At 43.1% G+C, this 22,917-nt stretch carries 11 protein-coding genes, 5 tRNA genes, 4 rRNA genes, 1 other RNA gene, 4 pseudogenes and 1 other annotated feature; of the genes and pseudogenes, 21 read left to right on the top strand and 4 right to left on the bottom strand.

Going from position 1 to position 22,917, the window contains the following annotated elements:
• Positions 1 to 304: 304 nt before the first annotated feature.
• The 5 genes from RGF10_RS00890 to rrf all read left to right on the top strand — a co-directional run bounded on the left by RGF10_RS00890 (position 305) and on the right by rrf (position 5,384).
• A 16S ribosomal RNA gene (locus RGF10_RS00890) occupies positions 305 to 1,854 on the top strand.
• Positions 1,855 to 1,976: 122 nt separating this feature from the next.
• Positions 1,977 to 2,053 (top strand) — tRNA-Ile (locus RGF10_RS00885).
• Between the two features lie 11 nt (positions 2,054 to 2,064).
• Positions 2,065 to 2,140, top strand: a tRNA-Ala gene (locus RGF10_RS00880).
• Between the two features lie 123 nt (positions 2,141 to 2,263).
• Positions 2,264 to 5,202 (top strand): 23S ribosomal RNA (locus RGF10_RS00875).
• Positions 5,203 to 5,267: 65 nt separating this feature from the next.
• Positions 5,268 to 5,384: ribosomal RNA gene (gene rrf, locus RGF10_RS00870) — 5S ribosomal RNA — on the top strand.
• Together the 16S, 23S and 5S rRNA genes with 2 tRNA genes alongside form the textbook arrangement of a ribosomal RNA operon.
• Before the next feature lie 49 nt (positions 5,385 to 5,433).
• Here rrf and RGF10_RS00865 read toward each other — a convergent pair.
• Entirely contained in the window at positions 5,434 to 6,408 is a 975-nt protein-coding gene (locus tag RGF10_RS00865) for a YaaC family protein (protein ID WP_412176662.1), read from the bottom strand.
• 113 nt (positions 6,409 to 6,521) lie between these two features.
• Between RGF10_RS00865 and guaB the strand changes: the two genes are divergently transcribed.
• From guaB to RGF10_RS00835, 6 genes and pseudogenes are all read left to right on the top strand, one after another.
• Positions 6,522 to 7,988 (top strand): IMP dehydrogenase, encoded by a 1,467-nt coding sequence (guaB, locus tag RGF10_RS00860; protein ID WP_318506444.1) that lies wholly within the window; start codon positions 6,522 to 6,524, stop codon positions 7,986 to 7,988.
• A 222-nt stretch (positions 7,989 to 8,210) separates the two neighbouring features.
• The gene (locus RGF10_RS00855; RefSeq protein WP_318506442.1) at positions 8,211 to 9,542 is read left to right on the top strand and encodes a D-alanyl-D-alanine carboxypeptidase family protein; all 1,332 of its coding nucleotides are present in this window, start codon (positions 8,211 to 8,213) and stop codon (positions 9,540 to 9,542) included.
• 130 nt (positions 9,543 to 9,672) lie between these two features.
• Positions 9,673 to 10,554 (top strand): pyridoxal 5'-phosphate synthase lyase subunit PdxS, encoded by an 882-nt coding sequence (gene pdxS / locus RGF10_RS00850; RefSeq protein WP_318506440.1) that lies wholly within the window; start codon positions 9,673 to 9,675, stop codon positions 10,552 to 10,554.
• Between the two features lie 12 nt (positions 10,555 to 10,566).
• Positions 10,567 to 11,158: pseudogene (gene pdxT / locus RGF10_RS00845) on the top strand (pyridoxal 5'-phosphate synthase glutaminase subunit PdxT).
• Positions 11,159 to 11,208: 50 nt separating this feature from the next.
• Positions 11,209 to 11,432, top strand: a binding site (T-box leader).
• Positions 11,433 to 11,674: 242 nt separating this feature from the next.
• Positions 11,675 to 12,956, top strand: a pseudogene (serS, locus tag RGF10_RS00840) (serine--tRNA ligase).
• A 104-nt stretch (positions 12,957 to 13,060) separates the two neighbouring features.
• Positions 13,061 to 13,153 (top strand) — tRNA-Ser (locus tag RGF10_RS00835).
• Positions 13,154 to 13,337: 184 nt separating this feature from the next.
• Here the strand turns inward: RGF10_RS00835 and RGF10_RS00830 are convergent.
• From RGF10_RS00830 to RGF10_RS00820, 3 genes and pseudogenes are all read right to left on the bottom strand, one after another.
• A complete protein-coding gene (locus tag RGF10_RS00830) occupies positions 13,338 to 14,006 on the bottom strand; it encodes a deoxynucleoside kinase (protein WP_318506438.1) in 669 nt (222 codons plus the stop codon).
• On the bottom strand, positions 14,003 to 14,644 hold the full coding sequence (locus RGF10_RS00825) for a deoxynucleoside kinase (RefSeq protein WP_318506436.1): 642 nt from the start codon (positions 14,642 to 14,644) through the stop codon (positions 14,003 to 14,005). Before RGF10_RS00825 ends, RGF10_RS00830 begins: the two co-directional genes overlap by 4 nt.
• A gap of 368 nt (positions 14,645 to 15,012) precedes the next feature.
• Positions 15,013 to 16,295, bottom strand: a pseudogene (locus tag RGF10_RS00820) (glycosyl hydrolase family 18 protein).
• Between the two features lie 163 nt (positions 16,296 to 16,458).
• Here RGF10_RS00820 and tadA point away from each other — a divergent pair.
• From tadA to RGF10_RS00770, 10 genes and pseudogenes are all read left to right on the top strand, one after another.
• Positions 16,459 to 16,995, top strand: coding sequence for a tRNA adenosine(34) deaminase TadA (tadA, locus tag RGF10_RS00815; protein ID WP_318506434.1), 537 nt, complete (start codon positions 16,459 to 16,461; stop codon positions 16,993 to 16,995).
• Positions 16,996 to 17,049: 54 nt separating this feature from the next.
• Positions 17,050 to 17,316: signal recognition particle sRNA large type (ffs, locus tag RGF10_RS00810), an RNA gene on the top strand.
• Positions 17,317 to 17,488: 172 nt separating this feature from the next.
• Positions 17,489 to 19,186, top strand: a complete 1,698-nt coding sequence (gene dnaX / locus RGF10_RS00805) for a DNA polymerase III subunit gamma/tau (protein ID WP_318506433.1) — start codon at positions 17,489 to 17,491, stop codon at positions 19,184 to 19,186.
• Between the two features lie 32 nt (positions 19,187 to 19,218).
• Positions 19,219 to 19,535: pseudogene (locus tag RGF10_RS00800) on the top strand (YbaB/EbfC family nucleoid-associated protein).
• 15 nt (positions 19,536 to 19,550) lie between these two features.
• Positions 19,551 to 20,147, top strand: coding sequence for a recombination mediator RecR (gene recR / locus RGF10_RS00795; RefSeq protein WP_318506431.1), 597 nt, complete (start codon positions 19,551 to 19,553; stop codon positions 20,145 to 20,147).
• A gap of 18 nt (positions 20,148 to 20,165) precedes the next feature.
• A complete protein-coding gene (locus RGF10_RS00790) occupies positions 20,166 to 20,384 on the top strand; it encodes a YaaL family protein (RefSeq protein WP_318506429.1) in 219 nt (72 codons plus the stop codon).
• Between the two features lie 88 nt (positions 20,385 to 20,472).
• Entirely contained in the window at positions 20,473 to 20,736 is a 264-nt protein-coding gene (locus RGF10_RS00785) for a pro-sigmaK processing inhibitor BofA family protein (RefSeq protein ID WP_318506427.1), read from the top strand.
• A gap of 291 nt (positions 20,737 to 21,027) precedes the next feature.
• A 16S ribosomal RNA gene (locus RGF10_RS00780) occupies positions 21,028 to 22,576 on the top strand.
• A gap of 122 nt (positions 22,577 to 22,698) precedes the next feature.
• A tRNA-Ile gene (locus RGF10_RS00775) sits at positions 22,699 to 22,775 on the top strand.
• Between the two features lie 11 nt (positions 22,776 to 22,786).
• Positions 22,787 to 22,862: transfer RNA gene (locus RGF10_RS00770), tRNA-Ala, on the top strand.
• The last annotated feature ends 55 nt before the right edge of the window (positions 22,863 to 22,917 follow it).

Below are 22,917 nucleotides of genomic sequence, written 5' to 3'. Positions count from 1 at the left end.
AGTCATCTTTTTTATTTTTTTCATCTGTGGAGATATTCTCAAAAAACACTTGCATAGATAGTGGAAAGTTGATATACTAATTCAAGTCAGCCACAGCAATAAGTTAATGAGTTTTCCAATATTGAAAAATATACATTGACTTATCACTGTGAGAATGATATATTAATAAAGTCGCTTCTGAGCGATAAAGAAAATATTGTTCTTTGAAAACTAAACAAACAAACGTCAACAATAATAAATTTTAGTGATTATAACTTCGGTTATAACACACTAGCCAACGTAACATTTTTGAGCTAAATCAACTTTCTTGGAGAGTTTGATCCTGGCTCAGGACGAACGCTGGCGGCGTGCCTAATACATGCAAGTCGAGCGGATTGACGGGAGCTTGCTCCCTGATATCAGCGGCGGACGGGTGAGTAACACGTGGGCAACCTGCCTGTAAGACTGGGATAACTTCGGGAAACCGGAGCTAATACCGGATAATCCTTTCCCTCTCATGAGGGAAAGCTGAAAGACGGTTTCGGCTGTCACTTACAGATGGGCCCGCGGCGCATTAGCTAGTTGGTGAGGTAACGGCTCACCAAGGCGACGATGCGTAGCCGACCTGAGAGGGTGATCGGCCACACTGGGACTGAGACACGGCCCAGACTCCTACGGGAGGCAGCAGTAGGGAATCTTCCGCAATGGACGAAAGTCTGACGGAGCAACGCCGCGTGAGCGAAGAAGGCCTTCGGGTCGTAAAGCTCTGTTGTTAGGGAAGAACAAGTACCGGAGTAACTGCCGGTACCTTGACGGTACCTAACCAGAAAGCCACGGCTAACTACGTGCCAGCAGCCGCGGTAATACGTAGGTGGCAAGCGTTGTCCGGAATTATTGGGCGTAAAGCGCGCGCAGGCGGTTCCTTAAGTCTGATGTGAAAGCCCCCGGCTGAACCGGGAGGGTCATTGGAAACTGGGGAACTTGAGTGCAGAAGAGAAGAGCGGAATTCCACGTGTAGCGGTGAAATGCGTAGAGATGTGGAGGAACACCAGTGGCGAAGGCGGCTCTTTGGTCTGTAACTGACGCTGAGGCGCGAAAGCGTGGGGAGCGAACAGGATTAGATACCCTGGTAGTCCACGCCGTAAACGATGAGTGCTAAGTGTTAGAGGGTTTCCGCCCTTTAGTGCTGCAGCAAACGCATTAAGCACTCCGCCTGGGGAGTACGGCCGCAAGGCTGAAACTCAAAGGAATTGACGGGGGCCCGCACAAGCGGTGGAGCATGTGGTTTAATTCGAAGCAACGCGAAGAACCTTACCAGGTCTTGACATCCTCTGACACTCCTAGAGATAGGACGTTCCCCTTCGGGGGACAGAGTGACAGGTGGTGCATGGTTGTCGTCAGCTCGTGTCGTGAGATGTTGGGTTAAGTCCCGCAACGAGCGCAACCCTTGATCTTAGTTGCCAGCATTTAGTTGGGCACTCTAAGGTGACTGCCGGTGACAAACCTGGAGGAAGGTGGGGATGACGTCAAATCATCATGCCCCTTATGACCTGGGCTACACACGTGCTACAATGGATGGTACAAAGGGTCGCGAAACCGCGAGGTCGAGCCAATCCCATAAAACCATTCTCAGTTCGGATTGTAGGCTGCAACTCGCCTACATGAAGCTGGAATCGCTAGTAATCGCGGATCAGCATGCCGCGGTGAATACGTTCCCGGGCCTTGTACACACCGCCCGTCACACCACGAGAGTTTGTAACACCCGAAGTCGGTGGGGTAACCGTAAGGAGCCAGCCGCCTAAGGTGGGACAGATGATTGGGGTGAAGTCGTAACAAGGTAGCCGTATCGGAAGGTGCGGCTGGATCACCTCCTTTCTAAGGATATTGTCGTAAAGACAATCGGAATGCAGACCTTCTGGTCTGTACTGTTGACTGTTTGGTTTGTTTAGTTTTGAGAGAGCAATTTCTCAAAAGTTTAATATTTATCCGTTATATATGGGCCTATAGCTCAGCTGGTTAGAGCGCACGCCTGATAAGCGTGAGGTCGATGGTTCGAGTCCATTTAGGCCCACCATAACCCATAACGGGGTCTTAGCTCAGCTGGGAGAGCGCCTGCCTTGCACGCAGGAGGTCAGGGGTTCGATCCCCCTAGACTCCACCAATCATAACGATTGCACCATGTCGTTATTTTTTGTTCCTTGAAAACTAGATAATCGTAAGAAGAAGAAAACAAGAAACACCACATTAGTTTTTTCTCTCTTAATAATAAGAGAATTAACCTTTAGGTTAAGTTAGAAAGGGCGCACGGTGGATGCCTTGGCACTAGGAGCCGATGAAGGACGGTACTAACACCGATATGCTTCGGGGAGCTGTAAGTAAGCTTTGATCCTGGAGATTTCCGAATGGGGGAACCCACTACTCGTAATGGAGTAGTATCTTTACCTGAATACATAGGGTATTGAAGGCACACCCTGGGAACTGAAACATCTAAGTACCCGGAGGAAGAGAAAGCAAACGCGATTCCCTGAGTAGCGGCGAGCGAAACGGGACATAGCCCAAACCAAGAGGCTTGCCTCTTGGGGTTGTAGGACACTCAACATGGAGTTACAAAGGAACGGGGTAAATGAAGAGATCTGGAAAGGTCCGTCAAAGAAGGTAAAAACCCTGTAGTTGAAACTTCGTTCCCTCCTGAGTGGATCCTGAGTACGGCCTGGACACGTGAAATCCGGCCGGAAGCAGGGAGGACCATCTCCCAAGGCTAAATACTCCCTAGTGACCGATAGTGAACCAGTACCGTGAGGGAAAGGTGAAAAGCACCCTGGAAGGGGAGTGAAAGAGATCCTGAAACCGTGTGCCTACAAGTAGTCAGAGCCCGTTAATGGGTGATGGCGTGCCTTTTGTAGAATGAACCTGCGAGTTACGATTACATGCAAGGTTAAGTTGAGAAGACGGAGCCGCAGCGAAAGCGAGTCTGAATAGGGCGTATGAGTATGTGGTCGTAGACCCGAAACCAGGTGATCTACCCATGTCCAGGGTGAAGGTTGGGTAACACCAACTGGAGGCCCGAACCCACGCACGTTGAAAAGTGCGGGGATGAGGTGTGGGTAGCGGAGAAATTCCAATCGAACTTGGAGATAGCTGGTTCTCTCCGAAATAGCTTTAGGGCTAGCCTCACGTAGTAAGAGTCTTGGAGGTAGAGCACTGTTTGGACTAGGGGCCCTCATCGGGTTACCGAATTCAGACAAACTCCGAATGCCAAAGACTTATCCGTGGGAGTCAGACTGCGAGTGATAAGATCCGTAGTCAAAAGGGAAACAGCCCAGACCACCAGCTAAGGTCCCAAAGTATACGTTAAGTGGAAAAGGATGTGGAGTTGCTTAGACAACCAGGATGTTGGCTTAGAAGCAGCCACCATTTAAAGAGTGCGTAATAGCTCACTGGTCGAGTGACTCTGCGCCGAAAATGTACCTGGGCTAAACGTATCACCGAAGCTGTGGATTGACATCTACGATGTCAGTGGTAGGAGAGCGTTCTAAGGGCGTTGAAGCTAGACCGTAAGGACTGGTGGAGCGCTTAGAAGTGAGAATGCCGGTATGAGTAGCGAAAGATGGGTGAGAATCCCATCCACCGAATGACTAAGGTTTCCTGAGGAAGGCTCGTCCGCTCAGGGTTAGTCGGGACCTAAGCCGAGGCCGAAAGGCGTAGGCGATGGATAACAGGTTGATATTCCTGTACCACCTCATTATCGTTTGAGCAACGGGGGGACGCAGGAGGATAGGGTAAGCGCACTGCTGGATATGTGCGTGTAAGCAGTTAGGCTGAAAATGAGGCAAATCCCATTTTCGAGAAGGCTGAGCTGTGATGCCGAGGGAAATATAGTACCGAAGTTCCTGATTCCACACTGCCAAGAAAAGCCTCTAGCGAGATAAAAGGTGCCCGTACCGCAAACCGACACAGGTAGTCGAGGAGAGAATCCTAAGGTGAGCGAGAGAACTCTCGTTAAGGAACTCGGCAAAATGACCCCGTAACTTCGGGAGAAGGGGTGCTCTTTTGGGTGTTAAAGCCTAGAAGAGCCGCAGTGAATAGGCCCAGGCGACTGTTTAGCAAAAACACAGGTCTCTGCAAAGCCGCAAGGCGAAGTATAGGGGCTGACGCCTGCCCGGTGCTGGAAGGTTAAGGGGAGAGGTTAGCGCAAGCGAAGCTTTGAACCGAAGCCCCAGTAAACGGCGGCCGTAACTATAACGGTCCTAAGGTAGCGAAATTCCTTGTCGGGTAAGTTCCGACCCGCACGAAAGGCGTAACGATCTGGGCACTGTCTCAACGAGAGACTCGGTGAAATTATAGTACCTGTGAAGATGCAGGTTACCCGCGACAGGACGGAAAGACCCCGTGGAGCTTTACTGTAGCCTGATATTGAATTTTGGTACAGCTTGTACAGGATAGGTAGGAGCCGTAGAAACCTGGAGCGCCAGCTTCGGTGGAGGCATCGGTGGGATACTACCCTGGCTGTATTGAAATTCTAACCCATACCCCTGATCGGGGTAGGAGACAGTGTCAGGTGGGCAGTTTGACTGGGGCGGTCGCCTCCTAAAAAGTAACGGAGGCGCCCAAAGGTTCCCTCAGAATGGTTGGAAATCATTCGTAGAGTGTAAAGGCACAAGGGAGCTTGACTGCGAGACCTACAAGTCGAGCAGGGACGAAAGTCGGGCTTAGTGATCCGGTGGTTCCGCATGGAAGGGCCATCGCTCAACGGATAAAAGCTACCCCTGGGATAACAGGCTTATCTCCCCCAAGAGTCCACATCGACGGGGAGGTTTGGCACCTCGATGTCGGCTCATCGCATCCTGGGGCTGTAGTCGGTCCCAAGGGTTGGGCTGTTCGCCCATTAAAGCGGTACGCGAGCTGGGTTCAGAACGTCGTGAGACAGTTCGGTCCCTATCCGTCGTGGGCGCAGGAAATTTGAGAGGAGCTGTCCTTAGTACGAGAGGACCTGGATGGACGCACCGCTGGTGTACCAGTTGTCTTGCCAAAGGCATAGCTGGGTAGCTATGTGCGGACGGGATAAGTGCTGAAAGCATCTAAGCATGAAGCCCCCCTCAAGATGAGATTTCCCATAGCGCAAGCTAGTAAGATCCCTGAAAGATGATCAGGTTGATAGGTCAGAGGTGGAAGCGTGGCGACATGTGGAGCTGACTGATACTAATCGATCGAGGACTTAACCAAAAAACGTTTTTCTTCTTCTGCATTATCTAGTTTTGAGGGAATGAAATTCCTCAAGTTCATACTTGTCTGGTGGCGATAGCGAGAAGGTCACACCCGTTCCCATACCGAACACGGAAGTTAAGCTTCTCAGCGCCGATGGTAGTTGGGGGCTCTCCCCCTGTGAGAGTAGGACGTTGCCGGGCACAAGATAAAAAACAGCCGATTTGGCTGTTTTTTTGTTTGCAAATACACTTACAAACCTCTCCCCTCGTTAGTCAAAAACTCAAAAATTAAAAATGGCCCTTTTTTTTGTGTCACATTTAAAAATGATTGAACAAAAGGATAATCATTATTAGGCATCATTTTGATTAACTCACTCCACCACTCTGTTTCATATCTGGCAATCATACTAAGATTATAAAGTAATAAGTAATGAATTAGTATTTCAGGCAGATGAAATAGCTTATCTTTTAAAAGCGGAAACGAATAATGGTTTTCTACAATATTAAATTGGAACGGAACAACCGTTCCATTATCAATGGAATGTTCAATATTCATATCGACTTTGATCATATCAGTTTCACTTGAAATCAAAAAAGGAATCTGAAACTTACTGGTTAAGAAATCCTGAAACCGATTTTCTGTCATATGGTATGTATCTAATATTTTATTGGAAAGATAAAAGCTATTCTTTTCAAAATTTACCTTAGCAAAAGTTTTCTTTCCTTCTAATTTTAAAAATAGTGGACTTAACTCCGGAATATGAGCAAGGAGTTCTTCCATGATTACTTTATCGCCTTCCAATTGTTTCATGTGAAACAGTTTTTCAGACATAAATGGGAATAATCCTGTTTTTTGAAGCTTTACATCATCCTCTAAAAATCGATAATGTTGTTTTTTCCTTTTTCGTGAAGAAACTCCATGGGCTAAGACGGATGTAGTCTCAGGATAATGAGGATCCTTCGTCAGGATACAGGCTTTAATTAAATGGACAAAACCGTAAAACAGTAAGATGGGTTGAATTACTAATGGTGCAAGCTCAGCTTGTTGGTAATAGATTTTGCCATGCTCCAAATAATAAATAAAGGGATAACAATTTTGATAGCTTTTTTGTTCTGCTCCATCGATGTTTTGCTGTTGATAGGATTTCTTTAAAAAAGACTGTGAAAAGGAGGCTGAAAAGAATAAAGAATAGCTAGATAAATCTTGATATTTGATTGATTCCACCCTCTAACATAATTTTCTGAAAAATCTAACATAATAGTTCTTCCTTGACAGTATTTTATCCAATTGATAACCTACTAATAATATTTTTACGTATCCAGGAGGTCATATAAAAAATGTGGGAATCTAAATTTAGTAAACAAGGATTAACGTTCGATGATGTTTTGCTGGTGCCAGCGAAATCGGAAGTGCTGCCTCGGGATGTAAGTCTTCAAGTAGAATTAACGGAAAAAATCAAGTTGAATATCCCTATTATCAGTGCAGGAATGGATACAGTAACAGAAGCGGATATGGCAATTGCGATTGCACGTCAAGGTGGTCTGGGAATTATTCATAAAAATATGTCGATTGAACAACAGGCAGATCAGGTCCTTAAAGTTAAAAGATCAGAAAGTGGTGTTATTACAGACCCATTTTTCCTAACTCCAGAAAAACAAATTTATGATGCTGAACATTTGATGGGCAAATATAGAATTTCTGGTGTGCCAATTGTAAACAACGCGGACGAGCAAAAGTTAGTCGGAATTTTAACGAATAGAGATTTACGGTTTATTCAAGACTACTCAATTCTTATCTCTGATGTGATGACAAAGGAAAACCTTGTTACAGCGCCTGTGGGTACGAGTTTAGAGGATGCTGAAAAAATCTTACAGCAATATAAGATTGAAAAACTTCCACTTGTCGATGATTCAGGAGTATTAAAAGGCCTAATTACGATAAAGGATATTGAAAAAGTAATTGAGTTCCCACATTCAGCAAAGGATCAACAAGGACGTCTATTGGCTGGTGCAGCGGTTGGAGTTACATCTGATACGTTAAAACGTGTTGAAGCTCTTGTTAAGGCGAATGTCGATGTAATCGTTGTTGATACCGCTCATGGCCATTCTGCGGGGGTAATCAATACTGTAAAAGAGATTAGAAAACAATACCCAGAGTTAGCCATTATTGCTGGTAATGTGGCTACAGGTGCTGCTACAAGAGAACTGATTGAAGCAGGCGTTGATGTGGTGAAGGTTGGAATAGGACCTGGCTCAATCTGTACTACCCGTGTTGTAGCTGGTGTAGGTGTGCCACAAATTACGGCGGTATATGATTGTGCAACAGAAGCTAGAAAGCATGGTAAAGCAATTATTGCAGATGGTGGAATAAAATATTCTGGAGATATTGTAAAAGCTCTAGCTTCAGGAGGTCATGCAGTAATGCTCGGCAGTATGCTTGCAGGTACTTCTGAAAGCCCTGGTGAAACTGAAATCTACCAAGGACGTCGCTTTAAAGTCTATCGCGGTATGGGTTCTGTAAGCGCAATGGAAAAAGGCTCTAAGGACCGATATTTCCAAGAGGACAATAAGAAATTTGTTCCAGAAGGCATTGAAGGAAGAGTGCCGTATAAAGGACCACTATCTGATACAATTTACCAATTAGTTGGCGGTATTCGATCAGGAATGGGCTATTGCGGAACAAGAGATTTAAAAGAATTAAGAGAGAATTCACAATTTATTCGAATGACTGGAGCAGGTTTAAGAGAAAGCCATCCACATGATGTTCAAATAACTAAAGAGGCTCCTAACTATTCATTATCGTAACCATATAAATACTAGTAAAAATTGGTGCAAGTATCTTGCAATCAAATTGTGTATGAACAAAGTCCTATAAAATTAATTTCCAATATTTTTTGAAGACAGAGCAAGCATTCTCTGTCTTTTTTCTCGTTTATTTTTGTGTTACACTAGTCAAGGTGAAAATAAGAGACTACCACTCTCACAATATAGATCAGACTTAATTTTTTAGAGTTGGAGGAAATCGGGTTGAATTATTATCGTAAGTTTTTGTTATTCGTTGCCCTGTTCGTAGTATGTTTTACGTCTGTTGCGACTATGGTTCCAAATAATGCAAAGGCGGCAAGTGATCCGCTAGGTATTAACGCGGGTGCCGCTATTTTACTAGATGCAAAGACTGGTAAAGTTTTATACCAAAAAAATCCCGATGCAGTTCTTGGTGTAGCAAGTATGTCAAAAATGATGACAGAATACATGGTGTTAGAAGCCATCCATGATAAGAAAATTTCTTGGGATCAAAAAGTGATGATCAATGAGTATGTTCATAAGCTATCAGCAGCTCCAGGACTTTCCAATGTTGGTTTAACACAAGGCGAAGAATATACAGTTAAAGAGTTATATCAAGCAATGGCGATTTTTTCTGGGAATGCAGCTACAGTTGCGCTAGCGGAAACAGTTGCAGGAACAGAAAAGAACTTCGTTGCTCTTATGAATAAAAAAGCAAAAGAATTAGGTTTAAATGATTATAATTTTGTCAATTCATCAGGACTTAATAACGAAAGCTTATTAGGGAATATTCCTGCAGGTGGACCAAAAGATGAAAATGTAATGTCAGCTCGTGCAGTAGCGAAGCTTGCTTTTCACTTAATTAATGAATATCCAGAAGTAATCGAAACAGCTAGTACTCCAAAATTAAATTTCAAAAAAGATGGAAGAGAATATCCTAACTTCAACTGGATGCTCCCTGGATTAATTTTTGAATATAAAGGGGTAGATGGACTAAAAACGGGCTCTACTGATTTTGCTGGCTACTGTTTTACAGCAACAGCTGAAAGAAATGGCCAACGTTTTATCTCTGTTGTTATGAAAGCAGACTCAAAGGACTCTCGCTTCACTGAAACAAGAAAAGTATTAGATTATGCTTTTAATAACTTTGCTGAAGAAGAGGTTCTTCCTAAGCACTATCAAGTTAAAGGTACAAAAACTCTTCCTGTTGTAAAAGGTAAGGGAGACAAAGTGAAAATTTACACTAAAGATGCTATTAATCTAGTTTTAAAGAATGGTGAAAAAGAAAACTATAAAGCAGTATTAGTGTTAGATAAAAAGAAACTTACAGAAGACGGTGAATTAACAGCTCCTGTTAAAAAAGGAGATAAAATTGGATATGTAACGATTGAATCTAAAACTGACGATGATTTAGGTTTCCTATACGGTAAGGGAGACAAGACGATTAAAGTTGATGTCATTGCTGCAGAAAATGTTGAAAAAGCAAATGGATTCGTTTTAATGATGCGTGGAATTGGCGGCTTTTTTGGCGATGTATGGGGAAGTGTGTCATCTGCTGTAGCAGGTTGGTTCTAAATTTAAGGGTTCTTGTCTTGACAGGAACCCTTTTTTATTGTTTTATTTAAAATTAAGGAAAAAAGAATAATCCGATAGAATTAATTGTTCTTAAAATTCAATCAATATTTATTTCTAGGGGGAAACTTCCGTGAAAACAGGAACAGATCGTGTAAAACGTGGTATGGCAGAAATGCAAAAAGGCGGCGTCATTATGGACGTTGTAAATGCAGAGCAGGCAAAAATTGCTGAGGAGGCTGGCGCTGTTGCCGTTATGGCTTTAGAGCGTGTACCTTCTGATATTCGTGCAGCTGGTGGAGTCGCTAGAATGGCAGACCCAACAATTACTGAAGAAGTATTAAATGCTGTTTCCATTCCAGTAATGGCTAAAGCACGTATTGGGCATATTGTTGAAGCTCGTGTGCTTGAAGCAATGGGTGTTGACTACATCGATGAAAGTGAAGTATTAACTCCAGCAGATGAAGAGTACCATTTATATAAAAGAGACTTTACCGTTCCATTTGTGTGCGGATGCCGTGATTTAGGCGAAGCAGCTCGTCGTATTGCTGAGGGTGCTTCTATGCTTCGTACAAAAGGTGAACCTGGAACAGGAAATATCGTTGAAGCAGTTCGTCATATGCGTAAGGTAAATGCTCAAGTTAAGAAAGTTGTAGGGATGAACGAAGACGAGCTTATGACTGAAGCAAAGCTTTTAGGTGCTCCTTTTGAAGTATTACTTGAAATTAAAAAATTAGGTAAGTTGCCAGTTGTTAACTTTGCAGCAGGCGGCGTGGCAACACCAGCTGATGCAGCATTAATGATGCAGCTTGGCGCAGATGGCGTGTTTGTTGGTTCAGGGATCTTTAAATCAGAAAACCCAGCTAAATTTGCAAGAGCAATTGTTGAAGCTACTACACACTATCAAGACTATGAATTAATTGCGAACCTTTCAAAAGGCCTTGGAACTGCAATGAAGGGCATTGAAATCTCTACTATTGCTCCAAGTGCTCGTATGCAGGATCGCGGTTGGTAAGGGGTAAAAACAATGGTTAAAATAGGGGTTCTTGGATTACAAGGAGCGGTACGAGAGCATATTCCGGTCCGTGGAAGAATCCGGAGCGGAAGCAATCGTAATCAAAAAGGTCGAACAGTTGGATGAAATCGACGGGTTAATCTTACCTGGCGGTGAGAGTACGACGATGCGAAAGCTTATTGATAAATATCAATTTATGGATAAATTAAAAGAGTTTGCACACTCAGGTAAGCCAGTATTTGGCACTTGTGCAGGGCTTATTCTTTTAGCTAAAAGAGTGATTGGTTATGACGAGCCACATATTGGCATCATGGATGTAACGGTTGAACGTAATTCATTTGGTCGTCAGCGTGAAAGCTTTGAGGCTGAGCTGGATATTACAGGTGTAGCACTCGACTTCCCTGCAGTATTTATCCGTGCTCCTCATATCGTTGAGGCTGGAGAAAATGTCGAAGTGATTTCAAAGCACAATGGTCGAATTGTGGCAGCACGTGAAGGACATATTCTAGGCTGCTCCTTCCATCCAGAGTTAACCGATGACCATCGCTTAACAGCATACTTTGTTAGTATGGTAAAAGAGGCAAAAGAAAAACAAACTGTATAAATTGGTTGCGTTCTAGAAATAAATATAGTACATTATGTTTGAATTTATAATTGAAAGCATTGAGAGGAACTAGTAGCAGATTGTTCATTCTAAAGAGAGCTGGTGGTTGGTGAGAACCAGTGAATGATATTTGTGAATCCATCCTTGAGTAAAGTGTGGAACATCCTTATATGGGGATCAGTAAATACTTTCGGTCTAAGCCGTTATCTTATCGAGGTGGAAAGCTTCTTGCTTTCAACTAGGGTGGCAACGCGAGTTAACTCTCGTCCCTGTATTAGGGACGGGAGTTTTTTGTATTTTTTTAAGGCTATGTTAAAGCTATTGCTAACTTATTGCAAAATGTTGATTGGAACGGAAGGTACGAGACTCCTGCGGGAGTAGCGTGTCACGGGAGACCCCACAGGCGCTAAGCGCCGAGGAGGCTCCCGGACCACCCCGCGGAAAGGGATTGCCTGGAGTGGAAATCAACAGACTAATTTAACAAAGCTTTTTTAAAAAAAGAAGGAGGGTCAAAAGATGTTAGACATTAAAGTATTAAGAGCAGATTTTGAAGGTGTAAAACAAAAGCTACAGCATCGTGGTGAGGATTTAACCGATTTAGGTAGATTTGAGGAACTTGATACAAAGCGTCGTGATCTGATCGTTGAAAGTGAGCAGCTAAAAAGCAAGCGGAATGAGGTTTCTCAACAGGTTGCGGTTCTAAAGCGTGAAAAGCAAAATGCCGATCACCTAATCGCTGAGATGAAGCAAGTTGGAGAAAACATCAAGGCCTTTGATGAAGAGCTTCGTGTCGTGGAAGAACAGCTGGAACAACTGATGATGAGCATTCCAAATATTCCTCATGAAAGTGTACCAGTTGGTGATACAGAGGATGACAACGTTCCGATTCGCACATGGGGAGATATCCGTGAATTCCCATTTGAGGCAAAGCCACACTGGGACCTTGCTGACAATCTTGGCATTCTTGATTTTGAACGTGCTGGAAAGGTAACAGGAAGCCGCTTTGTTTTTTATAAAGGCTTAGGAGCAAGACTAGAGCGTGCTTTGCTTAACTTTATGTTAGATCTTCACGTTGATGAGCATGGCTATAAAGAGGTTTTACCACCATATATGGTCAATCGTGCAAGCATGACCTGGAACAGGTCAGCTGCCGAAGTTTGAAGAAGATGCATTCCGAATTGAAAGCGAGGATTATTTCCTTATTCCAACCGCTGAAGTTCCGGTTACAAATCTGCATCGTGATGAGATTCTTAGTGGCGATCAGCTTCCAATCAGTTACGCAGCATTTAGTGCTTGCTTCCGCTCCGAGGCTGGTTCAGCAGGACGTGACACACGTGGATTAATCCGTCAGCATCAGTTCAATAAAGTCGAGCTCGTTAAGTTTGTTAAGCCAGAAGATTCATATGCTGAGCTTGAAAAATTAACAGGACATGCTGAAAAGGTTTTACAACTTCTTGGGCTTCCATACCGTGTTTTGAGCATGTGTACAGGTGACCTAGGCTTTACAGCAGCGAAAAAATATGATATTGAAGTATGGCTGCCTAGCTACAATACGTATCGTGAAATTTCTTCTTGTAGTAATTTTGAAGGCTTCCAGGCACGTCGTGCAAACATTCGCTTCCGCCGTGATCTTAAGGCGAAGCCGGAGCATGTACATACGTTAAATGGATCTGGGCTTGCAATAGGTAGAACGGTTGCGGCTATTTTAGAAAATTACCAGCAAGAAGATGGCAGCATTCTTATTCCGGAGGCTCTTCAACCATATATGGGCAAGCATAAGGTTATATTGCCAGAATAAAAAGCGTACATTATATTTATAGAACTGGACGAACATTTTCGTCCGGTTTTTTTATTAATGTTGTTGACTTTGTTTTTTCGACATGATATATTATTTCTTGTCACGGAGGAATACCCAAGTCCGGCTGAAGGGATCGGTCTTGAAAACCGACAGGCGGGTTAAACCGCGCGGGGGTTCGAATCCCTCTTCCTCCGCCATTTACATCTTTGACAATTAATAGCTAACGTGCATAAATTGGAGATTGAAGCTCGCTACTTTTTAAGTAGCGGGTTTTTTTGGCTTTGCATAAAGAAAATTCGACAAATTTATGAACAAAGCTCGTGTTTCCCAGAAATACAAAAAACCAGTATGCGCTTTTGCATACTGGTTAAAAGCTATTAACTATCTCATCAACAATTGTGTTTGCTTCATATGATAAGAAATACGCTCAATAATCGGCTCAATTGAGCCAGCATCTTCAGCAAGGTCATAATCTTTAATATCTAAACGGAGAACTGGGCAAGAATTAAACGAGTTAATCCAATCCTCGTAGCGTTTATGCATTTCATACCAATAATCCACCGGTGTTTGTTGTTCCATCAGTCGACCGCGTTTTTTAATCCGCTCCAGAATATCATCAATTGAGCCTTCTAAATAAATCAATAAATGAGGATGTGGGAAATAAGGTGTCATCACCATTGCGTCGAATAAATTCGTATAGGTTTCATAATCCGTTTTGGACATTGTTCCTTTTTCAAAATGCATCTTAGCAAAAATCCCTGTATCTTCATAAATCGAACGATCCTGAATAAAGCCACCACCATATTCAAAGATTCTTTTTTGCTCCTTAAAGCGTTCAGCTAAAAAATAAACCTGCAGATGGAAGCTCCATCGATTAAAATCAGCATAAAATTTATCTAAATAAGGGTTAGAGTCAACACTCTCTAATGATGTTCTAAATTCTAATGCATCTGCTAAGGCATGGGTCATCGTAGATTTCCCTACACCGACTGTACCGGCTATCGTAATTACAGCATTCGTAGGAATTTGATATTTCATGCGAAGATTCATGGTTGTGGGCTCCTTTTGTCAACATGGTAAGAGAGGGTTTCGAGAATTAAGTGTAAGTCCTGCTTGTGTTTAACAAAATCAAGATTATCTCCATTAAACCTCAATACTGGGATCTCAGGATGGTTCTTTTCAAAGGCAAGCATGGCATTTTCATAATCAATGGATAATTGCTCTAAGTAAAGTGGACTAATATTCTTTTCAACAGAACGCCCTCTTAATTGAATCCGATCGAGTAGTGTATCAAGGCTGGCGTTCAAATAAATAATTACATTTGGTTTGGGCATATCTGCCGTTAAAATTTGATAGATTTGATAGTATTTCTGATACTCAATCTTATTTAATGTACGCTCTGCAAAGATTAGGTTTTTAAATATATGATAATCGGCTACAACCGGTTGATTATTTGATAAATAATATCCATTGATGTCTCCTAATTGCTTATAGCGATTACAAAGGAAGAACATCTCCGTTTGAAAGCTCCATTCTTCGATGTTTTCATAAAATTTCCCTAGGAAGGGGTTTTCGTCAACTATTTCTTTTAACAGGGTAAACTGAAAATGGTCAGATATTGCTTTAGCAAGAGAGGTTTTCCCTACACCAATCGGACCTTCTACAGTGATAAAAGGCGTTCCCTCCATCGTTGTCCTCCTCATTTTATCTCTCTATCGGTACCTTTATTAATTATTTCAATATAACTTAATTGAAAATGACGCAAAGGATATTGTACCACACAACAACCTGGAATCGAACTAGGATATTATATGTATTTTTTGATAAAAGGCAGTGTTTAACTTGAGTGTTGATTTCCGCTCCAGGTGCTCCCTTTCCGCGGGGAGTCCGGGAGCCTCCTCGGCGCTAAAGCGCCTACGGGGTCTCCCGTGCCACCTTCTCCCGCAGGAGTCTCGCACCTTCCGCTCCAATCAACACTGTGCAAAATATCGAAATAGAGTAAACAAATCCTTATATAAAGCCAATATATTGCTATCTTATTTCTCTGAAATATGTTCTACCGTTTTACCACATTGAAGTTTTCGAGGATGAGAAGCCAGTTTTGTGGGAAGGCAAGGCCGAGCTTCCAATAGCTAATACCTCTCAGATTTAGCTCTTTAATCAAATCAAACTTTGCCTGTATTGAACGGGCATCCTCAAACCAGACTTCATGTTCCCGCCCTTGGTTATCTCGATAATTAAAGTGAGGGGCTTGCGCCTTCGTATCGTATTGTATTGACACATTATGTTCCGCGGCCAGCGCAATCCCTTGCTGGGGGCTAATCGCTCGAGCGACACTCCCTTGAACAAATGGTAAAGTCCAATCATAGCCATATAAGTTTTGACCCATCATAATCTTTTGTCCAGGCATTTCCGTTAAAGCATAAGTCAATACTCGTCTGACCTGATCAATAGGTGAAACCGCCATTGCTGGTCCACCGCTATAGCCCCACTCGTACGTCATAATGACAACAAAGTCAACGATCTCACCATGGGCCTGGTAATCATGAGCTTCATACCATTCTCCCTTTTGGGTGGCACTCGTTTTAGGTGCCAAGGCAGTCGAAATAAGCCAGCCCTCCTGTTTAAAGCGATCGCGCGCTTTCCGTAAAAAGCGATTATAGGCTTCGCGATCTGTTGGAAGTAGGAACTCAAAATCGAAATGGATATCCCTAAATCCATATTTTTTAGCTGTTGTGACTATATTATTAAGAAAGCGATTTTGAATTTCGATATTAGTAAGGAGAATATGCCCTAATTCAGCGTTAAATTGGTCATTTTCTTGATTCGTGACTACCATCATTAACGTATTATTATTGGCTCTCGCAATAGCTGGGAAATTATTTAAGAGTGGCTCTTTCAGACTTCCATCGCGCAAGGCTTGAAAACTAAACGGAGCCAGATAGGTTAAATAAGGTGCAGCGTCACGTGCGCTTGCCTCCAATGCAGGAGCAACCGTTGTTCCTCGTGGTTCAACATAAGCATTAATTTCACCATTCCGCTTAGGACGAGGTGGAATATATAGTCTCATTCCCACAGAGAGCGGATAATTTGCAGGAATTCTGTTTAGGGTAGCTAATTGCTGATAGTTAATCTTGAATTTTCGCCCAATTGACCATAGACTATCCCGGCTTGCACCCAATAAAAGCTGCCGATAATCGGTATGACTAGAGCCTGGCCTCCAACCAGACGATTCGGGTTAGGGATATCGTTGGCCTCAACGATATCGGTAACAGTTGTATTATACGCTTGAGCGATTCCAAACAAGGATTGATTAGGCTGTACCACATGAATTTGCATGATAATCCTCCTTAAAAAGGCAATAAATATTATCATTTTATGATTGGAAAAATAAATAAATGATGCCTCGTAAATATTTAAACGTTCACAAGTTTGTTATTCGGACTTGAGCTAACCATAAAGGTGCATTGAAACTGCCCTTCGTGTAAAATGGGAAAAAACGATGAGTAAAAAAGAGGTCGCTATGAACAATCACATAAACCAAGATGAGTCCTATATGCTTGAAGCCATTAACGAAGCCAAAAAAGCGGAAGGAAAAAACGAAGTCCCTATTGGTGCCATCGTTGTTCTAAATGGAGAAATCATCGCTCGAGCCCATAATTTGCGTGAAACCAATCAAAATGCCCTGGCTCATGCGGAGCTCCTGGCAATTGATCAGGCGTGCAAGAAGCTTGGGACATGGAGACTGGAACACGCCACCTTATATGTAACCTTAGAGCCATGCCCGATGTGTGCTGGAGCGGTAATATTGTCGCGGATTGAGCGAGTTGTTTATGGTGCAAGTGATCCAAAGGGTGGATGTGCGGGGACATTTATGAATCTCCCTGAGGATGAACGCTTTAATCATCGTAGTAAAGTCGTGTCTGGTGTACTAGAAAAAGAATGTGGTGAGCTGTTGACGGATTTTTTTAAAGGGATTCGGGAGCGGAAAAAGGCAGAGAAGAAGCTCAAAACCGTTGAAACAGAGGGCTTACATTAATTAACAATTGATACACGTTGCATTTTCCGTCGAATCCTAGTATACTTCTAATTACCGTGCTAAGCGGGGAGGTAGCGGTGCCCTGTACTCGCAATCCGCTCTAGCGAGGCTGAATCCCCTCACTGAGGCTGGCTGACTGTAGGGTCTGCCTTAAGTAAGTGGCGTTGACGCCCGGGTCCTGCGCAATGGGAATCCATGAACCATGTCAGGTCCTGGAAGGAAGCAGCATTAAGTGGAAGCTCCCATGTGCCGCAGGGTTGCCTGGGCCGAGCTAACTGCTTAAGTAACGCTTATGGTCGTCAGTCGAAGGAGGGTGCACGGTATACATACCGAACGCCAAACTCATCTCAAATTTGAGATGAGTTTTTTGTTTTTGTCCTTATTCGTTTTGTAAAATCCAAAATGGATAAGTTATAATAGAGAAGATGTTTATTAAGATTGGGCAGGGTGCTTATTTTTTGTGCCTTGAACTTGATGGAAAGGGGCGATGTCAGTGAGTTATCAAGCTTTATATCGTGTTTGGCGTCCGCAAACATTTATTGATGTAGTAGGACAAGAGCATGTAACGAAAACTTTACAGAACGCCCTGCTACAGCAAAAAATTTCCCATGCTTATCTTTTTTCTGGACCTCGTGGAACAGGGAAAACAAGTGCTGCAAAAATTTTAGCTAAGGCAGTCAATTGCGAAAGAGCTCCGATTAGTGAACCATGTAATGAATGCGCATCCTGCAAAGGAATTACCGATGGCTCGATTCCTGATGTGATCGAAATTGATGCTGCATCCAATAATGGTGTCGAAGAAATTCGCGATATTCGTGATAAAGTAAAGTATGCCCCGAGCTCTGTAAAGTATAAAGTCTATATTGTCGACGAAGTACATATGTTAACCATCGGTGCTTTTAATGCATTATTAAAAACACTGGAAGAACCACCTAAGCACGTTATTTTCATTTTAGCTACAACCGAACCGCATAAAATTCCATTAACGATTATTTCAAGGTGTCAACGTTTTGATTTTAAGCGAATTACAGCAAAGTCTATCGTCGGCAGAATGAAACTAATCGTCAATGAAACGGGTGTTGATTATGAGGAACAGGCGCTCCATGTAATTGCCAAGGCTGCAGAAGGTGGAATGAGAGATGCCTTAAGCTTGCTCGACCAGGCAATTTCGTTCAGTCAGGACAGACTTACGCTTGAAGATGCATTGACTGTCACCGGCTCCGTATCACAAGATTTCTTAAATCGGTTGGCTAGAGCGATGTTAGATCAAGACACTGCAGCTGGTTTAGAGTCGTTGGACAGTTTATTGGCAAATGGGAAGGATCCATCACGATTCATTGAAGATTTTATATTTTATTATCGTGACATGCTATTGTATAAAACGGCTCCATTATTAGAAGAATCAATGGAAAAAGCAATGGCAGATGAGGATTTTAAACAAATTGCTAACGAAATTGATCAAAATCGTATTTACGATTTGATTGAATTGTTGAATAAAACTCAACAGGAGATGCGTTGGACGAACCATCCACGAATTTTTTTAGAGGTTGCAATCGTAAAGCTTTGCCATTTGCAGCAAACTCCTAACTTAGTAGAAGCTGCTTCATCCCCAACGATTGATAAGCTGATAACCAAAATTGAGCAGTTAGAAGAAAAAATTAAGACTTTAAGTACAACCGGTATTCAAATAGAGCAACAAGCAACAGCTACACCTCAACCAGCTCAACGGAGCTCAAGGAAAGGATTTCAAGCCCCAGTTGGAAAAATAAATGAAATCCTTAAAAGTGCTACAAAACCAAATTTAAATTTGATTAAAAGTAAGTGGGGTGAAATGCTTGCCCAGTTGTCTCAAAGACAAATGCGCTCACAGGCTGCCCTACTAAACGATGCTGAACCTGTAGCAGCTTCTGAACATACGTTTATAATTAAGTTCAAATATGAAATTCATTGTCAAATGGCGATGGATAACAATCGTTTTATCGAAACAGTGTCTCAGATCATGGAAGAATTACTTGGGAAAAGAATGCAATTTCTAGGCGTACCTGAGGATCAATGGCATAATATACGAGAAAGCTTCTTATCAAGTCAAAACCATGATTCCGAAAATGGGTCAAATGAAAAAACGGAAGATCCATTAATTGCTGAGGCTAAACGGCTTTTTGGTGAGGAATTGGTAGAAATTAAAGAATAAAGCAAATTAAATTAATTGGAGGTTTTTTATTTATGATGCGCGGTGGAAACATGCAAGGAATGATGAAACAAATGCAAAAAATGCAAAAACAAATGGCCAAGGCTCAAGAAGAACTTGGAGAAAAAGAATCGAAGGTACTGCAGGTGGAGTCGTTACTGTAATTGTGACTGGTCATAAAGAAGTGGTGGAAGTTAATATTAAACCAGAAGCAGTGGATCCAGATGATATCGAAATGCTTCAGGACTTAGTGCTAGCTGCAACAAACGATGCATTAAAAAAGGCTGAAGACTTAGTAAACAACACAATGGGACAATTTACAAAAGGAATGAACCTTCCTGGATTGTTCTAGAAGGAATGAGAAGATATGCATTATCCTGAACCGATTTCTAAGCTGATTGACAGCTTTATGAAATTGCCGGGGATTGGCCCCAAAACGGCTTCAAGACTGGCGTTTTTTGTATTAAGTATGAAGGAAGATATTGTATTAGATTTTGCAAAAGCTTTAGTAAATGCTAAAAGAAATCTAACCTATTGTTCTGTTTGTGGTCATATAACAGATCAAGATCCATGTTATATATGTGAGGATCAGCGAAGAGACCGTTCGGTCATTTGTGTTGTTCAGGATCCAAAAGATGTTATTGCAATGGAAAAAATGAGAGAGTTTTCCGGTTTGTATCATGTTTTACATGGTGCTATATCACCAATGGATGGGATTGGTCCAGAGGATATTAAAATACCTGAATTACTGAAAAGACTCCAAGATGAAACCGTTGAGGAGGTTATACTTGCTACGAACCCTAATATCGAGGGAGAAGCAACCGCAATGTATATCTCTCGCTTATTAAAGCCATCAGGTATTAGAATTACTCGAATTGCACATGGCTTACCTGTTGGCGGTGATTTGGAGTATGCGGATGAAGTGACCCTTTCAAAAGCATTAGAAGGAAGAAGAGAAGTTTAGAAACACGGGGGAATTTTCATGTTTTTCCAAAGAAAAGGTCGTCTTCGAAAAGAATTCGATGAAAAACTTTTAGATCAGCTTTCTGCTGCTCGAAGCGATTGGAGCAATCAGAAAGCACTTATTGAAAAATGCTTAGACCCGTCAGAAGAAATTATTAGTGAAACGAAGCTAGCTGAAATAAAATATTTCTTTTTAATAAGAGAAGCGAAACACAGAAATATTTCAATAAGGAAATAAATTTTTCAAACCTTCTACCATGGTCTTTTTTAGGATACTTGTACATATCCTTCTAGTAAAAGACATTATGGTAGGGGGTTATTTTTATTTGGAACCAGTTGTTATTATCTCTCTCATTGTAGGGTTAGTTCTGTTACTACTATTTATTGGTGCACCCGTTAAACCAATTCGATATATTGGACAAGGAGTTATTAAGCTTTTAATTGGAGCGATGTTTCTGTTTTTTTTAAACACCTTTGGAAACCAATATGGAATTAATGTTCCGATTAATTTTATTACTACAGCCATTTCCGGGTTTCTAGGGATTCCGGGCTTAATGGCACTCGTTGCGGTTCAGACATGGATTATATAAGTGTTATAATTTATCCGTCACGTTATGGCGGATTTTTTTATTTATTTGTTGACGAATAAATAATCCCGTGATATTATAAAAAACGTCGTCATGAACGACAAATAATATTTTCAAAAAAGTGTTTGACACTTCGATGCGAAAATGTTATATTAATAAAGTCGCTTCTGAGCGATAAAGAAAATATTGTTCTTTGAAAACTAAACAAACAAACGTCAACAATAATAAATTTTAGTGCTTATAACTTCGGTTATAATACACTAGCCAACGTAACATTTTTGAGCTAAATCAACTTTCTTGGAGAGTTTGATCCTGGCTCAGGACGAACGCTGGCGGCGTGCCTAATACATGCAAGTCGAGCGGATTGATGGGAGCTTGCTCCCTGATATCAGCGGCGGACGGGTGAGTAACACGTGGGCAACCTGCCTGTAAGACTGGGATAACTTCGGGAAGCCGGAGCTAATACCGGATAATCCTTTCCCTCTCATGAGGGAAAGCTGAAAGACGGTTTCGGCTGTCACTTACAGATGGGCCCGCGGCGCATTAGCTAGTTGGTGAGGTAACGGCTCACCAAGGCGACGATGCGTAGCCGACCTGAGAGGGTGATCGGCCACACTGGGACTGAGACACGGCCCAGACTCCTACGGGAGGCAGCAGTAGGGAATCTTCCGCAATGGACGAAAGTCTGACGGAGCAACGCCGCGTGAGCGAAGAAGGCCTTCGGGTCGTAAAGCTCTGTTGTTAGGGAAGAACAAGTACCGGAGTAACTGCCGGTACCTTGACGGTACCTAACCAGAAAGCCACGGCTAACTACGTGCCAGCAGCCGCGGTAATACGTAGGTGGCAAGCGTTGTCCGGAATTATTGGGCGTAAAGCGCGCGCAGGCGGTTCCTTAAGTCTGATGTGAAAGCCCCTGGCTGACCGGGGAGGGTCATTGGAAACTGGGGAACTTGAGTGCAGAAGAGAAGAGCGGAATTCCACGTGTAGCGGTGAAATGCGTAGAGATGTGGAGGAACACCAGTGGCGAAGGCGGCTCTTTGGTCTGTAACTGACGCTGAGGCGCGAAAGCGTGGGGAGCGAACAGGATTAGATACCCTGGTAGTCCACGCCGTAAACGATGAGTGCTAAGTGTTAGAGGGTTTCCGCCCTTTAGTGCTGCAGCAAACGCATTAAGCACTCCGCCTGGGGAGTACGGCCGCAAGGCTGAAACTCAAAGGAATTGACGGGGGCCCGCACAAGCGGTGGAGCATGTGGTTTAATTCGAAGCAACGCGAAGAACCTTACCAGGTCTTGACATCCTCTGACACTCCTAGAGATAGGACGTTCCCCTTCGGGGGACAGAGTGACAGGTGGTGCATGGTTGTCGTCAGCTCGTGTCGTGAGATGTTGGGTTAAGTCCCGCAACGAGCGCAACCCTTGATCTTAGTTGCCAGCATTTAGTTGGGCACTCTAAGGTGACTGCCGGTGACAAACCGGAGGAAGGTGGGGATGACGTCAAATCATCATGCCCCTTATGACCTGGGCTACACACGTGCTACAATGGATGGTACAAAGGGTCGCGAAACCGCGAGGTCGAGCCAATCCCATAAAACCATTCTCAGTTCGGATTGTAGGCTGCAACTCGCCTACATGAAGCTGGAATCGCTAGTAATCGCGGATCAGCATGCCGCGGTGAATACGTTCCCGGGCCTTGTACACACCGCCCGTCACACCACGAGAGTTTGTAACACCCGAAGTCGGTGGGGTAACCGTAAGGAGCCAGCCGCCTAAGGTGGGACAGATGATTGGGGTGAAGTCGTAACAAGGTAGCCGTATCGGAAGGTGCGGCTGGATCACCTCCTTTCTAAGGATATTGTCGTAAAGACAATCGGAATGCAGACCTTCTGGTCTGTACTGTTGACTGTTTGGTTTGTTTAGTTTTGAGAGAGCAATTTCTCAAAAGTTTAATATTTATCCGTTATATATGGGCCTATAGCTCAGCTGGTTAGAGCGCACGCCTGATAAGCGTGAGGTCGATGGTTCGAGTCCATTTAGGCCCACCATAACCCATAACGGGGTCTTAGCTCAGCTGGGAGAGCGCCTGCCTTGCACGCAGGAGGTCAGGGGTTCGATCCCCCTAGACTCCACCAATCATAACGATTGCACCATGTCGTTATTTTTTGTTCCTTGAAAACTAGATAATCG

This window comes from Bacillus sp. T3 (assembly GCF_033449965.1).
GTDB lineage: Bacteria > Bacillota > Bacilli > Bacillales > Cytobacillaceae > Bacillus_BU.
This window is presented reverse-complemented; position numbering and strand designations above follow the sequence as displayed.